The sequence below is a fragment of the Rhodococcus sp. BS-15 genome (genome assembly GCF_000813105.1).
Lineage (GTDB): Bacteria > Actinomycetota > Actinomycetes > Mycobacteriales > Mycobacteriaceae > Rhodococcoides.
The window spans coordinates 1-14,010 of record NZ_BAOX01000110.1 but is presented as its reverse complement, the minus strand read 5'-3'; the positions used below and the strand labels follow the sequence as shown (position 1 = coordinate 14,010).

Sequence of the window (14,010 nt, the reverse complement as noted above, 5' to 3'; positions counted from 1 at the left end):
CGTTCACCGAACCGCCGCTACCGGACGGCGCGTCCGTCGCCGCTCGGCCGACCGAGAGCCCCGCCGACGACGAGTGCACCCGCCCCACCGCCAGCCTGCGACCACTGCCGACAGACACCGATGCTCCTCCGCCGCCACAGCCGACACTCGACGCACTGCGCGCCAAGGGCCGGTTGGTCGTCGGATTGGACACGGGGAGCAACCTTTTCAGCTTCCGCGATCCGATGTCCGGACAGCTGGTCGGGTTCGATGTCGACATCGCGCGGGAGGTCTCACGAGACCTGTTCGGCGATCCGAACCGGTTGGACTTTCGCATCCTCACCTCTGCGGAGCGGCTCGAAGCTCTGCAGGATTCTTCGGTGGACATGGTGGTCAAGACCATGACCATCACGTGCGCTCGCCGCAAGGACGTCCAGTTCTCCACCGTGTACTTCCAAGCGCAGCACCGCGTTCTGGTGGTGCAGGGATCGGGCATCCGCGGAGTCGAGGACCTGGCGGACAAGCGAGTGTGCGCTGTGGAGGGCACCACCTCGCTGCGACGCATCCAACGAGTCCAACCCGCCGCGACGGTGGTGACGGTACCGATGTGGTCGGATTGCCTTGTGGTGCTCCAACAACGGCAGGTCGACGCCATCAGCACCGACGACGCGATCCTGGCCGGTCTCGCGGCACAGGATCCGTACCTCGAGATCGTCGGTGACAGCCTGAGCCCGGAGCCGTACGGGGTGGGAATCAACAAGAACAACGAGGATCTGGTGCGCTTCGTCAACGGAACGTTGGCACGCATACGCTCCGACGGAACCTGGAATCGCATCTACGACCGGTGGCTGACGGTGCTCGGCCCCTCCCCCGGTCCGCCCAGCGCGACGTACAGCGATTAGGGGCTTGGACATGGACGACGACGAACAGCAGCCCACCGCACCCGCGGAGCGAACGCAGGCGGTCTCGCGCACCGACGACAGCGAGCGCACCCGGGCAGTGTCGAGAACGCAGGCAGTCTCGGGAACGGACGGAGTCGAGCGCACTCAGGCCGTGTCGCGGTCACCGGTCGGCGATCGGACCCCGACATCCACGGCGTCGCACACTGCTTCCACCCGCTCCAAGACCGGTCGGACGAGATCCGGTCGATCGCGCAGCACCGGCATTCGGCGGCGACTCGGCGGCGGCCTGGTGGACGTGCCTCGCGTCGAACCGATCGATCCCGCCACTGCGGTGATGTCGGATCCGACGGTGCCGCAGCACAAACGGTTCTGCTGGAAGTGCAATGCCAAGGTCGGCCGCAGCGAACCTGGCGAGCCCGACGTGGCGATGGGCATCTGCCCGCACTGCGGCGCAACGTTCGACTTCACTCCGTTGCTGGAACCGGGCGATCGCGTGGTCGGCCAGTACGACGTGCAGGGCTGCATCGCACACGGCGGGCTCGGCTGGATCTACCTCGCCATCGACCGCAACGTCAGCGACCGCTGGGTGGTACTCAAGGGACTGCTGCACTTCGGTGACGAAGAGGCCCACGCCGTCGCGGTCGCCGAGCGGCAGTTCCTCGCCGAGGTCGCCCATCCCGGCGTGGTCAAGATCTACAATTTCGTCGAGCAACCCCGCAGCGACGGGTCGACCGTCGGCTTCATCGTCATGGAATACGTCGGCGGCCGTTCACTGCGCGACATCCTCACCGCCTGCGGCGACGGTGCCCGTCTGCCCGTCGAACAGGCGCTGGCCTACGTCCTCGAAGTGCTTCCGGCACTGGGCTATCTGCATTCGATCGGGCTGGTCTACAACGACCTCAAACCGGAGAACATCATGGTCTCCGACGACCAGATCAAACTCATCGACCTCGGCGCGGTCGCGGGTATCGAGGACTACGGCTACCTGTACGGCACGGTGGGCTACCAGGCGCCGGAGATCGTGAAGACGGGACCGACGGTGGCGTCGGACATCTTCACGGTGGGTCGCACCCTCGCGGTGTTGACGCTGGACATGCCGTCGAAGAACGGCAAGTACCTCGACGGCCTCCCTTCGGCCGAGGAATCCGAAGTACTGCAACAGTTTCCGTCGCTGCATCGCCTGTTGCTGCGCGCGACGCACGAGGATCCCACTCGGCGGTTCCGATCCGCGGACGAATTCGCCGGGCAGGCCACCGGTGTGCTGCGTGAGATCCTGGCCATCAGGACAGGAGTCGAGCGGCCGGGACTGTCGACGGTATTCAGCCCGCCGCGTACGACTTTCGGCACCGAGCAGTCGGTGGGGCGCACCGACACCTACGTGGACGGCACGGTACGCCACGAACGAATGACGGCAGCCGAAGTGGTTGCCGCGCTCCCGGTTCCGCTGGTGGACCCCAACGACCCGAGCGCGCCGCTGCTGGCGGCGGCCGTACACGTCGAACCTCGACAGACCCTGGACTCGCTGCAGCACGCCAAACGCAACGGCATCGAACGCGTCACCGCCGGAGCCGAATCGGGCCGTTCCACCGGCTCCTCGAGTCCTGTGGAACTGAGTCTCGAGATCACCCTCGCCGAGGTCAAGGCCCACCTGGATCTCGGGAACGTCGTCGAAGCAACCGACATTCTGGCCAAGGTGCAGTCGACCGACCACACCGCTGACCCGTGGCGAGTGCAGTGGTACGCAGGCCTGATCGCACTGTTGCATCACGAATACGACTCTGCGTTCACCAGTTTCGACAACGTACTCGGTGCAATGCCCGGCGAACTCGCACCCAAGCTCGCTCTCGGAGCCACCTCCGAGCTGCTCGGGCATGTGGCCGCAGGCAACGTCGAGGAAGCCGAGAAGTGGCGGGCCCGCGCCGAGGGTCTGTACCGAGCAGTGTGGCGAACCAATCGCGGCATCGTCAGCTCGGCGTTCGGCTTGGCCAGGCAGTTGCAGCGCCGCGGCGATCAGACCGGTGCCATCGCCGCGCTCGATCAGGTGCCGATCAGTTCGCGACACTACTCGATGGCCCGCATGACCAGTGTGTTGACGTTGCTGATGGACCGCTCGCGAGCCGAGCTGTCCGAGTCCGACTTCCGTTCTGCTGCACGACGAGTGGCATTGCTACCGAAGGCCGAGAGCCGGGCGCTGCAGATGCGGACGCTGGTGCTGGCGATGGCCCTGGACTGGATCGTCTCCGGCCACGCAGCCACAGCCGAGCGAGAACCCATTCTCAGCGTCCCGTTCACCGAGGACGGATTGCGGCGCGGAACCGAGAAGGGCCTTCGCGCACTGGCCCGCAACGCTACCGATCGCGCTCACCGCTTCTCGCTGGTGGATCTGGCGAACGCGATCAGGCCACGTTCGTTGTTCTGACTGCCGCGTTGTTCTAGCCGCCTTCTCGAACCAGGTCGTCCGCCGCACGAGCGATCGCCAACTCCTCGTCGGTCGGCACCACCAACACCGTGACGGTGGACGCGTCGGTCGAGATCACCCGAGACTGCTTGCTGCGCAGCACATTACGCTCGCCATCGATCTCGATCCCGAAGCCCTCCAGGTTCGCGAGAGCATCCGCGCGCACCGCTGCGGCGTTCTCACCGACACCGGCGGTGAACGTGATGACGTCGAGCTTGCCCAGCCCGATCATGTACGCACCGATGTACTTGCGCAGGCGGTGAATGTAGACGTCGTACGCCAGACGTGCGGAGGCGTCCCCGTCGTCGATCCGTTGCTGCAGTTGTCTGAAGTCGTTGACCCCGGACAGTCCGATCAGGCCGGAGCGACGGTTGAGCAGGGCGTCGATGTCGTCGACGCTCATGCCTGCACTGCGACGCAGGTGCATGATCACTCCGGGGTCGATATCCCCACTGCGAGTGCCCATCACGAGACCTTCGAGAGGAGTCAGTCCCATCGACGTGTCGACAGCCTTGCCACCCGCGACGGCCGAGGCCGAGCACCGTTGCCCAGATGCAGCACGATCTGATTCAGGTCCTCGAGATCGCGGCCCAGGAACTGCGCCACCTGCTCGGACACGTACCGATGCGAGGTGCCGTGAAAGCCGTAGCGCCTGATGTCGTACTCGGCAGCGACGGTCGCGTCGATGGCGTAGGTCGCGGCCGCGTCGGGCAGGGAATGAAAGAAGGCCGTGTCGAACACTGCCACGTGCGGCACGTTCGGCAGTTGCTTCCTGGCGACCTCGATGCCCAGCACGTTCGGCGGATTGTGCAGTGGTGCAAGGTTGCTCAGATCGGAGATCTGTTGCACGACGGAGTCGTCGATGATCGTCGGACGGTAGAACACCGTCCCGCCATGGACCACGCGATGCCCGACGGCGGTGACCGATTCCAGTTCGACGCCTGCGTCGGCGAGCATCTCGAAGGCCAGGGCCAGACCGGCACCGTGGTCGTCGATGTGTTGGATTCGCTCGACACTCTCGCCCCGGTTGTCGAGTTCGACTCGGCCGTCGGATTCACCGATGCGCTCCACGAGCCCGCTGGCCACGGACTCCCCCGAGCCGGGGTCGACCAGTTGGAACTTGACCGAGGACGAACCGGAGTTGACGACGAGGATGCTCACTTGCCCTCCTGATCGGCTGCTGCGGCGATGCCCTGTGCCTGAATCGCGGTGATGGCGACGGTGTTGACGATGTCCTCGACCAGCGCACCGCGCGAGAGATCGTTGACGGGTTTGCGCAGGCCCTGCAGAACGGGTCCGACGGCAACCGCACCGGCGCTGCGCTGGACGGCCTTGTAGGTGTTGTTGCCGGTGTTGAGGTCCGGGAAGATGAACACCGTCGCTCGGCCCGCGACGTCGGAATCGGGCAGCTTCGACGCGGCGACGGACGGTTCGATCGCCGCGTCGTACTGGATCGGACCCTCCACCAGTAGTTCCGGATTGCGTTCGCGCACAAGAGCTGTCGCCTGTCGGACCTTGTCGACATCGGCTCCGGAACCCGACTCGCCGGTGGAGTACGACAGCATGGCCACCCGCGGCTCGATCCCGAACTGCGCCGAGGTCTGCGCCGAGGACACGGCGATGTCGGCGAGCTGCTCGGCCGTCGGGTCGGGTACGACGGCGCAGTCGCCGTAGGCGAGAACACGATCGGACAGGCACATCAGGAAGATCGACGACACCGTCGACACGCCCTCGGTCGTCTTGATGATCTCGAACGACGGCTTGATGGTGTGCGCGGTGGTGTGCGCGGCACCGGAGACCATGCCGTCGGCAATTCCCTTGTGCACCATCATCGTTCCGAAGTACGAGATGTCGGCCATGATCTCGCGGGCACGGTCGATCGTCATACCCTTGTGCTTGCGCAGCTCGGTGTACTCGGCGGCGAAGTCCTCGGCGTAATCGCAGTTCTTGGGATCGAGAACCGTAGCGCTGTCGAGGTCGACGCCCAGTTCCGATGCGCGTCGCCGAATGGGACCTTCCTCGCCGAGGATCGTCAGGTCCGCGACCTGGCGCTGCAGCAGACGTCCGGCAGCCCGGAGGATGCGATCGTCGCCGCCCTCGGGGAGCACGATGTGCTTGCGGTCGGCGCGGGCCCGGTGGATCAGCTGGTACTCGAACATCTGCGGGGTCGTGATGGTGGGAATGGCGATGTCGAGCCGGCCCAGAAGGGTTTTCGCGTCGACCCGCTGCTCCATCAGGCCGAGTGCGGTGTCGACCTTGCGCTGCGAGCCCACCGCCACGCGGCCGCGCGTCTGCGCTGCAGCAGAGGCGGTATCGAAGGTGCCGAGCTCGGTGGTCAAGATCGGCAACCGGGGGGCCGAGCCCTGCCACCAGACGGGCGATCGCCGGGTGCGGCTCGATGCCGCCGTTCATGATGATGCCGGCGAGAGACGGAAAGCCCTCCGCCTCATGGGCATTGACGAGGGCGAGCAACACGTCGGATCGGTCCGCGGGCGCGATGACGACGACGCCCTCGGTCAGGCGTTCGAGGATGTGCTCGGCCGTCATGCCACCGACCATGACCCGCAACGCTTCTCGCTGCAGCAGCGACGAGTCACCGGAGTACAGTGTGCCGTCCACCGCCTCGAGTAGTTCCGCCATCGTCGGCGCGACGAGGAGCGGAATCTCCGGCAGCGACCACGCAGGCACGCCGACCGATGCCAATGCATCGGTGACCGCATCGAGATCGTCCGGCGAGCAACGGTTCGCCACGATCGCAGCGAGGTGGGCATGGTGCTGACGCAGTTCGCCCTGGCACAGGGTGGCCAACTGCGCGATCTCGTCGGGCGTGCGACCGGACCCGCGTAGCGCAAGCAGTACGGGGGCACCGAGATTGACGGCGATGCGGGCATTGAAGCCGAGTTCGCTGGGGCTGCCGACGTCGGTGTAATCGCTACCCACGATCACCACCGCGTCGCACTGGGACGCCACCTCGTGATACCGGTCGACGATCTTGCTGAGCGCTGCATCCTGATCGGCGTGCACCTGCTCGTACGTGACACCGAGCGACTGCTCGTACGTCAGATCTGCGGTGGTGTGCTCGACGAGCAACTCGAGAATGTAATCGGGCTCGTCGGTGGATCGGGCGATGGGACGGAACACCCCAACCCGGGCCGCCGACGCGGCGAGCATCTGCAGCACACCGAGCGCGATGGTCGACTTCCCGGTGTCCCCTTCCGGTGACGCGATGTAGATGCTCGAGGGATACATGTCCGACGCGTCGGTGCCGCTGGGCTCAGCCATGCACGCCAGCCTAGTAGGGGTCGTTCCGCAGGCTCCACTCCTGCCTAGTAGGGGTCGTTCCGCAGGCTCCACTCCTGTCTAGTAGGCGTGGGGTGTTGACACCGGGCGCGGTCGGGCTGTCCCATGAACCATGGCCGAATCACCGTTCCCGGATGTGCGCTGGGGCAGCGAAACCTCGTTCATCCGCAAGCCCGCCGTGAATTTCGCGTCGACGAAGCCCGGTTCGTGGGTCATCAGGAACCTCGCAGGCGTCGACCGGTGGTTGCTGACCAAGTCCGACGGCCGCTTCACCGTCCTCGGGCCGATCGCGGCCCCGGTGGTGTTGCTGACCACCACCGGCCGCAAGTCCGGCAAACCCAGGACGAGCCCGCTGCTGTACTACCGGGAGGCCGACAAGATCTACGTCGTCGGATCCAATTTCGGTCAGCAGCACCACCCGGCGTGGACGTCGAACCTGCTCGCCGATCCGAAGGCCGTGGTGGCCATCGGCGGCAAGAAGATTCCGGTGACGGCCACCCGGATCACCGGAGACGAGAAGGCTCGCATCTACCGGCAGTTCGGCGCGATGGTCGAGGTGTACGGCGAGTACGAGACCCGGACCGACCGTGACATGCGATTGTTCGCACTCACGGCCGATCTCTAGTCTCGTCGGGAGTCAGCCGAGCTTGCGCAGGCGCGGCGCGAGGTCCTTCTCGAAGAGTTCGAGGAACCGCTTCTGGTCGTGACCCGGCGCGTGGAACACCAGGTGATTCAGGCCGGCATCGGTGTACTGCTTGACCTTCTCCACTGCCTCGTCCGGGTCCGATGCCACGATCCAGCGCTTGGCGACCTGTTCGATCGGCAGCTCGTCGGCGGCCTTCTCCATCTCGATGGGATCGTCGATCGAGTGCTTCTGCTCCGGCGTCAGTGACAGCGGGGCCCAGAAGCGGCAATTCTCCAGCGCCAGTTCGGGATCGGTGTCGTAACTGATCTTGATCTCGATCATCTTGTCGATCTCACCGGCGTCGCGCTGGGCCTTGCCCGCGCCCTCTTCCACGGCCGGAAGCAGCTTGTCGGTGTAGAGCTCCATGCCCTTGCCCGAGGTGCAGATGAATCCGTCGCCCGCGCGGCCTGCATAGCGCGCCACCACAGGACCACCTGCGGCGATGTACACCGGGATACCGCCCTCGGGAACGTCGTAGATCGACGCGCCCTTGGTCGTGTAGTACTCGCCCTCGAAGTCGACACGGTCGCCGAGCCACAGCTCGCGCATCAACCGCACCGACTCACGCAGGCGCGCGAATCGTTCCTTGAACTCCGGCCATTCGCCGGTGAATCCGGTCGCGATCTCGTTGAGCGCTTCGCCGGTGCCCACACCCAACATGATGCGTCCGGGATACAGGCAGCCCATCGTCGCGAACGCCTGAGCGATGACCGGCGGGTTGTAGCGGAACGTCGGCGTCAGTACCGAGGTGCCGAGCTGGATCGTGTTCGTACGTTCCCCGACGGCCGTCATCCAGGCCAGTGAGAACGGCGCGTGGCCACCCTCGTGTCGCCACGGCTGGAAGTGGTCGCTGACCGTCGCCGAATCCATACCGTGCTGCTCGGCGAGCACACCGAGCTCGACCAACTCCCGCGGTCCGAACTGCTCCGCCGATGCCTTGTACCCCAGCTTGAGACCCTGCGCCACGCCGAACTCCTGTCGTTGGTCGTCCTAGTTCTTCGATTGTGCACCTTCAGCCGTCGGGAGCGCGCTACTGGATCCCCAGAACCGTGACCACTGCAGCCAGCACCGCCACTGCGCCGATACCGACGGCGAAGATCCACAGATCTCGTGACTCGGGCATCGGTGCACCCTTATCCAGAGCATCTCGAACGCGCATCCACCGTCGTAGACCGATGATCGGTGCCGCCGCGGCGAGACCGATCAGTATCAGCCCGAGTCCCGTGCGGACCCACCCGGTGCTGAAATCGGGAACCAGGTGGACGACCGCGATACCGCCGGCCAGGAGCCCAAGCGACGTCCGCAGCCAGGCGAGAAAAGTGCGTTCACTGGCCAGCGTGAACCGCTCGTCGGGGCGCGTCACTGCTGTGCGGCCATGCGCTCGCGAATCAGATGGGCAACCAGGTCCGGATCGTCGGGGGTGAAGACCGGCGAGATGCGGCGGAGGGTGAGCACCACTGCAGTGTCCTTCTTGGGACGCATCACGTCCAGTGGAAGCCACTGGTCGATCCAGGACGCTCCCCACAGCCGCCAACGTCCGTTCCAGTTGCCCAGCACAGCGGTGTCGACGGCGCGAATCCGGTTGTACGGAACGAACTTCTTGGTGGCGAAGGGAAAGTAGTAGTACCTCAGCGTGACGCCTGCCTCGTCGAGGCGGACCAGTCCATCGTCGTAGATCACTTCGCCGTTTATTCGCATAGGTAACGGTATGTCTTCGAGGTCAGAGCGCGCAACAGCGGATCTCGAAACCTATCTCGCGTTCTGCGCGGGCGTACGGACCAACGTCAGGTGCGAGGTTCGACGCAACTCGAATCCGATGGAGAGGTAGAGGTCGATGGCCCGCACGTTCGCGGCCGACGCGTGCAGGAACGGCTCGTCACCGCGGGCGCGAATGCCGTGGCCGATCGCGCGAACCAGGTCGGTGGCCAGCCCCTGCCCGCGGAACGCCGGTAGGTACACACGGCGCTGATCTCCGTCCACCCCGTGGGGTGCATACGCTCGCCCGCCATCGCGATCAGAGCGCCATCGCGTCGAACACCGAGGTACGTGCCGAGTTCGATGGTGCGGGGCAGGAACGGTCCGGGTTCGGTGCGGCCGACCAGGTCGAGCATCTCCTGGACGTCCGCTGCGGTCAGCTCGACCGCCTCGGCGAAGGGCCGTGTCTCGAGGTGCGTGCCGACGAGTTGCACCAGACCGAAGGTCTCGAGGTGCGACCAGCCCTCGGGCAGTGCGCGTTCGGGGCCGGCAAGGGCGACGACGGTTCGGGGGCCGAACAGGGCCGCGATGTCGTCCCAGTCCTGGGACTCGAGGACGTCGGGGTGCACCAGGAACGGAGACACCTCGGGATCGGCCCGGATGATCCGCCCGCGCCGGACCGCGAACCGAGAGAGGGAGCCCTCGAGGGAATTACGAACGGGGTCGTCGAGAGGATGAGCAGACACGACAGACAGCGTCGCACGAACCGACTCACGACTCCGCGCACCGTCGGACTCGACACCAATACTTATACCGGTATCGTTGTTCGTCATCCGGCGAAAGGCACCACATGATCGAAATTCTTCCCCCAACCAAGATCCCCCTCGCGCGCGAATCCGGCGCCTGGTAGCTGGGATTCTCCGAACCGTCCGCGAACGCGCCGCAGTCGGCACCAATCTGCTCGAGATCGATCAGTGGACCGAAGAGATCATCGAGGGAGCCGGGGCGACGTCCTGCTACGTCGACTACGCGCCGTCCTTCGGTCGCGGTCCGTTCGGTCACTACATCTGCACCTCCGTCAACGATGCTGTGCTGCATGGCCTTCCCTACGACTACGCGCTGGCCGACGGCGATCTGCTGACGCTGGACCTGGCCGTGATCCTCGGCGGCGTCGCCGCGGACTCGGCCATCAGTTTCGTCGTGGGTGAGAACAAGCCCGCCAAGAGTCTCGCGATGATCGACGCCACCGAACGGGCGCTGGCCGCGGGAATCGAAGCGGCTCGACCGGGCAACAAGATCGGCGATATCTCCCACGCTATCGGCACGGTGCTCAGCGCTGCCGGTTACCCGATCAACATGCAGTTCGGCGGCCACGGCATCGGCTCGACGATGCACCAGGATCCCCACGTCTCCAACTCCGGACGGCCCGGCCGCGGCTACCGTCTACGCCCGGGCTTGATGTTGGCGCTCGAGCGTGGGTCATGGAGGACACCGACGAACTGGTCACCGACCCGGACGGCTGGACCCTGCGGAGCACGACGGGGTGCCTCACCGCGCACAGCGAGCACACCGTGATGATCACCGACGACAGTGCAGAAATCATGACGCTCCCCAAATCCTGACCCGACGGCCACGGGGTCAACCGTTGCGATCACGGTGAACGGATCCCTGGCGGAACTGCCGATCGTCGACGACTCTGTGTCTGTGAACGAGAACTGTCGCTGCCCACGCTGACCATCCGTCCCGTATCAGCAGCACCCTTGTCACAGGAGCCACCCGTCATGAGCACCGAAGCGACCGTCGTCGTCCGCATCTCCGATTCCGGCACATCGTCCCTGCAGGGACTGACTCGCCCGCAACTGCACGCACTCGCCGACGCCCTTCGCAGCGCCGCCAAGAGCTATGCCCCGCACGCGAAGATCCTGACGCGCTTCGATGTACGCGTCAGCGAGCTCAACGCTCCCCTGGTGATCGATCTGCCCGCCCGCGATGTGATCCTCGGCGGCAGGAGCGTGCGACTGAGCCACACCGAGTTCGAGATCTTCGCGTACCTGGCGCAGCGCCCACGCGTCGTCATCGGGAGGTCGGAACTGAGTACCTCCGACGGCGGTCGCAGCGTCGACGTGCACCTGTCCCGGGTGCGAACCAAGCTACGTCACTTCGGCCGACTGATCACCACCGTCCGCGGTGCCGGTTACCGATTCGACCCGGAGCCGGGCATCCGCGTCGTCACCGAGCCGTCCGTGCTGCGGAGCGCCTGACCGTTACTGCGACAGTGCGACGGACCTGCGACGACGGTTTCGGCGAACGACCACGAAGACCAGCAGAGCCACGAGGACCACGGCGATGATCGCGCCCAATGCCGTCGCGCCGCGGAAGCCCGGCGCGCTGGTGTCGAGGGTGCGTTCGCCGGCATGAGCGGCGTTGCTGGTTCCGAGAACGATGGTGAGGGTCAACAGGTTCGGGATGGCGGTGACGACGGCCAGGATGACCGATCCGATCGCCAATTGCTTTCCTGCCCTGCCCTTGCGGACCGACCATGCGCTCCAGAAGAACACCAGCGGCGCGAAGGTGCAGACGATGCCGAACAGCAGTCCCCACAGAATGCCCTTGGTGAACGTGCGATCGGCCAGAGTCTCCACGCGCAGACTCCACCAGCGCGGCAGGAAGGCCGCGAGGATGAAGTACGCGATCAGCAGCAGCACGATGCCCGCTCCGACGAGGATGGCGCGTCGCTTCCAGTTGGCCGAACTGGTCGACGGTGCGGGCGTGGTCGGATCGGCAGTCATGCCGACAATCGTAGAGCCTGCACAGCAGTGCCCCGGTCGTGTCGAGACCCGATCGTTAACTGAAAATATCCGCAGCGACAAGAACTAGCTCCGACCGGCCGAGACGTCGTCCAACGGGCGCTTCTCGGGCTCGCGTCCCTCGGCGGGAATGCGATACGGCCACAACGCTCGTGCCAGCACTGCGGGTGCGACATCGGCCGCGGACACCGAAGTCGACCGAGGATCGCTGTTGTTCGTTTCGGGCGCCCGAGACCTCACACCCCTCATGCAGACCGATCACCCCTGATCTGACCGGAGCTGGAGTGATCGGTCGGGAAAATGGGTGTGAAGTCACCCGAACAGGTCAGGGAATCAGAATGAACTTTCCACGCGGGTGCGTCGATTGCAGTTCGGTGTGTGCCCTCGCAACGTCGTCGAGTGGGAATGTCTTGGCGACAGTCACCTCGAACACTCCTGCACCCGCCTGCTCCAACAGTGTCGGCGACGCGAGGCGTCGACGCTCCATACTCGCCGGCCCACCGACGGTGAGGAAACCGTCTGCCTGCGCCCGGCCCTGCGCCGCGATCGTCACCAATTTGCTGCGGTCGGTGAGCAATTCGAGGGACACGTCGACGGCTTCGTCGGTGCCGACGGCATCAATGGCTGCGTCGATGCCCTTCGGTGCGACCGCCCGCACGCGGCCGAGCAAGCCGTCGCCGTATTCGACCGGCTCGGCTCCGAAGGCACGCAGCGCCTCGTGATTCCGAGCGCGGGCAGTTCCGATGACGGTGGCACCACGCTCCTTCGCGAGCTGAGCCACCACAGATCCGACACCGCCCGCAGCGCCGTGCACGAGTACCGTGTCGCCGCTCTTCACACCGACGGATTCCAGTGCGTCGTAAGCCGTTCCGGCGACGGCCAGCACCCCGGCAGCGACGTCCCAATCCAGATTCGCCGGCTTCGGGAACACGAAGCGCGCGGGCGCGAGAATCTTCTCGGTGTACGTTCCGTTCACGCCGGAGACGATCACCTCGTCGCCGACGGCGATCGGACCGACCGGGCCCTCGACGGTGCCGCCGACTGCCACCACGATTCCCGACGCCTCACTACCCAGGGGGATCGGGAGCTTGGATTCGTCGGTGCCGAACGCACCGCTGTAGCTCTTGAAGTCGAAGGGATTGACGCCGATCGCCTTCACCTCAACCACCACCTCACCCTTGGCGGGTTCGGGTAGCTCTCGTTCGACGATCTCGATGACTTCCGGACCACCGTAGGACGCTGCAACCGCTGCTTTTGTCATGGAACGTACAACGACTGACACGGTGCAAAATGTTCCGGTCCGACTCCGGCGTCGCCGCCGCCTCAGACAGCCACTGAGAGCGGGATCAGTTCGTCTTGGTCGAGGACCGAACCTGCGCGTTGGTGAACAGCACTCGGCTCCGGCAGGTTCGCGCGGTCGACCCAGTAGTCGATTGTTTCCCGATCGGCCTCGAACTGCGCGAGTGTTTCCAGGCAAAGCCATGACACGACCGAGAAGTCCGGTTCTTCACCTTCGAGACCGACCAGTGCCAGTTCGTCTCCCACCGCGAGCACAGCGCGATCCACTTCCGAACTACTGGTCTCCAGCCACTCCATGGCGCGACGGAGCAATCTCCAATCCGACTGGGGCACAGGCTCGGAAGCCGACTGCCTGCACAGTTCCGCTGCAGCGGCGAGCGCATCCACAACCGGCCTCGACACTGCACCGTTCAGTTCGACGAGCAAGCCTCGCTCCGAATCGATCAGGTCTGCCATGTAGTGCCAGCGGACGGGAACTGTTGCGTCGTCAGGCCACAACTCCGTCATGCCGAATTGAAGTCGGGAGATCAGCTCCCTCGGTGAACTGCACGAAGCGGCGAAGCGAAAAGCGTCGTTCATGTCGATCATCCCCACTGGGTCAACACTCAGCCAACGGACACCGGCTCGGAATCGAGCTCCGGAGGTGCTGCAATGCAGTCGCGTCTGTCGCCGAACAAGCAACGCTGCTGTGGTCGTTACGTCTGCCTTGCCCGTTATTGAACGCCGTGACCAGCGACAGCGCGACTCGGCGTTACACCAAACCGACAACGTCACAATTTGTAGTCCGAGTTATCCATCACATAACAGGGCACAGAGAATTGTGAGCGTCACTAAGGCGTACAACTCGAGCGGTCCGGGAACGTCTGTTCGAAAGTGTGTCGGTGG

At 65.2% G+C, this 14,010-nt stretch carries 11 protein-coding genes and 4 pseudogenes; 5 read left to right on the top strand and 10 right to left on the bottom strand.

The window, feature by feature from the left end:
* The coding region (locus RHBS_RS14180) for a glutamate ABC transporter substrate-binding protein (protein ID WP_145977520.1) at window positions 1-881 on the top strand (881 nt) is incomplete at its 5' end.
* A 10-nt stretch (window positions 882-891) separates the two neighbouring features.
* Window positions 892-3,300, top strand: coding sequence for a serine/threonine-protein kinase (locus RHBS_RS14175; RefSeq protein ID WP_128645873.1), 2,409 nt, complete (start codon window positions 892-894; stop codon window positions 3,298-3,300).
* 13 nt (window positions 3,301-3,313) lie between these two features.
* Here RHBS_RS14175 and RHBS_RS14170 read toward each other — a convergent pair.
* Window positions 3,314-4,500 (bottom strand): annotated as a pseudogene (locus RHBS_RS14170) (acetate kinase).
* Window positions 4,497-6,588, bottom strand: a pseudogene (gene pta / locus RHBS_RS14165) (phosphate acetyltransferase). The pseudogenes RHBS_RS14170 and pta overlap by 4 nt, the downstream one beginning before the upstream one ends.
* A 163-nt stretch (window positions 6,589-6,751) precedes the next feature.
* Between pta and RHBS_RS14160 the strand changes: the two are divergent.
* Entirely contained in the window at window positions 6,752-7,264 is a 513-nt protein-coding gene (locus tag RHBS_RS14160) for a nitroreductase/quinone reductase family protein (RefSeq protein WP_128645872.1), read from the top strand.
* A gap of 12 nt (window positions 7,265-7,276) precedes the next feature.
* Here RHBS_RS14160 and fgd read toward each other — a convergent pair whose 3' ends face one another.
* The 4 genes and pseudogenes from fgd to RHBS_RS14140 form a co-directional block, all read right to left on the bottom strand.
* Window positions 7,277-8,290 (bottom strand): glucose-6-phosphate dehydrogenase (coenzyme-F420), encoded by a 1,014-nt coding sequence (gene fgd / locus RHBS_RS14155; RefSeq protein ID WP_128645871.1) that lies wholly within the window; start codon window positions 8,288-8,290, stop codon window positions 7,277-7,279.
* A 64-nt stretch (window positions 8,291-8,354) separates the two neighbouring features.
* A complete protein-coding gene (locus tag RHBS_RS14150; protein WP_128645870.1) occupies window positions 8,355-8,687 on the bottom strand; it encodes a YidH family protein in 333 nt (110 codons plus the stop codon).
* On the bottom strand, window positions 8,684-9,022 hold the full coding sequence (locus RHBS_RS14145; RefSeq protein ID WP_128645869.1) for a hypothetical protein: 339 nt from the start codon (window positions 9,020-9,022) through the stop codon (window positions 8,684-8,686). Before RHBS_RS14145 ends, RHBS_RS14150 begins: the two co-directional genes overlap by 4 nt.
* 51 nt (window positions 9,023-9,073) lie before the next feature.
* Window positions 9,074-9,765, bottom strand: a pseudogene (locus tag RHBS_RS14140) (GNAT family N-acetyltransferase).
* Window positions 9,766-9,869: 104 nt separating this feature from the next.
* Between RHBS_RS14140 and map the strand changes: the two are divergent.
* A pseudogene (gene map, locus RHBS_RS14135) lies at window positions 9,870-10,641 on the top strand (type I methionyl aminopeptidase).
* A gap of 159 nt (window positions 10,642-10,800) precedes the next feature.
* Entirely contained in the window at window positions 10,801-11,280 is a 480-nt protein-coding gene (locus tag RHBS_RS14130; RefSeq protein WP_128645868.1) for a winged helix-turn-helix domain-containing protein, read from the top strand.
* Window positions 11,281-11,283: 3 nt separating this feature from the next.
* Here RHBS_RS14130 and RHBS_RS14125 read toward each other — a convergent pair whose 3' ends face one another.
* The 4 genes from RHBS_RS14125 to RHBS_RS14115 form a co-directional block, all read right to left on the bottom strand.
* A complete protein-coding gene (locus tag RHBS_RS14125; protein WP_128645867.1) occupies window positions 11,284-11,808 on the bottom strand; it encodes a permease in 525 nt (174 codons plus the stop codon).
* Between the two features lie 84 nt (window positions 11,809-11,892).
* Entirely contained in the window at window positions 11,893-12,015 is a 123-nt protein-coding gene (locus RHBS_RS31535) for a hypothetical protein (protein ID WP_272913858.1), read from the bottom strand.
* A 136-nt stretch (window positions 12,016-12,151) separates the two neighbouring features.
* Window positions 12,152-13,087, bottom strand: a complete 936-nt coding sequence (locus RHBS_RS14120; protein WP_128645866.1) for an NADP-dependent oxidoreductase — start codon at window positions 13,085-13,087, stop codon at window positions 12,152-12,154.
* Between the two features lie 62 nt (window positions 13,088-13,149).
* On the bottom strand, window positions 13,150-13,704 hold the full coding sequence (locus RHBS_RS14115) for a hypothetical protein (RefSeq protein WP_128645865.1): 555 nt from the start codon (window positions 13,702-13,704) through the stop codon (window positions 13,150-13,152).
* Between the last annotated feature and the right edge of the window lie 306 nt (window positions 13,705-14,010).

Coding starts and splice junctions, on each gene's coding strand:
- RHBS_RS14175 (WP_128645873.1), top strand. CDS start 892: ATGGACGACGACGAACAGCAGCCCACCGCACCCGCGGAGCGAACGCAG.
- RHBS_RS14160 (WP_128645872.1), top strand. CDS start 6,752: ATGGCCGAATCACCGTTCCCGGATGTGCGCTGGGGCAGCGAAACCTCG.
- RHBS_RS14145 (WP_128645869.1), bottom strand. CDS start 9,022: ATGCGAATAAACGGCGAAGTGATCTACGACGATGGACTGGTCCGCCTC.
- RHBS_RS14130 (WP_128645868.1), top strand. CDS start 10,801: ATGAGCACCGAAGCGACCGTCGTCGTCCGCATCTCCGATTCCGGCACA.
- RHBS_RS14125 (WP_128645867.1), bottom strand. CDS start 11,808: ATGACTGCCGATCCGACCACGCCCGCACCGTCGACCAGTTCGGCCAAC.
- RHBS_RS14120 (WP_128645866.1), bottom strand. CDS start 13,087: ATGACAAAAGCAGCGGTTGCAGCGTCCTACGGTGGTCCGGAAGTCATC.
- RHBS_RS14115 (WP_128645865.1), bottom strand. CDS start 13,704: ATGAACGACGCTTTTCGCTTCGCCGCTTCGTGCAGTTCACCGAGGGAG.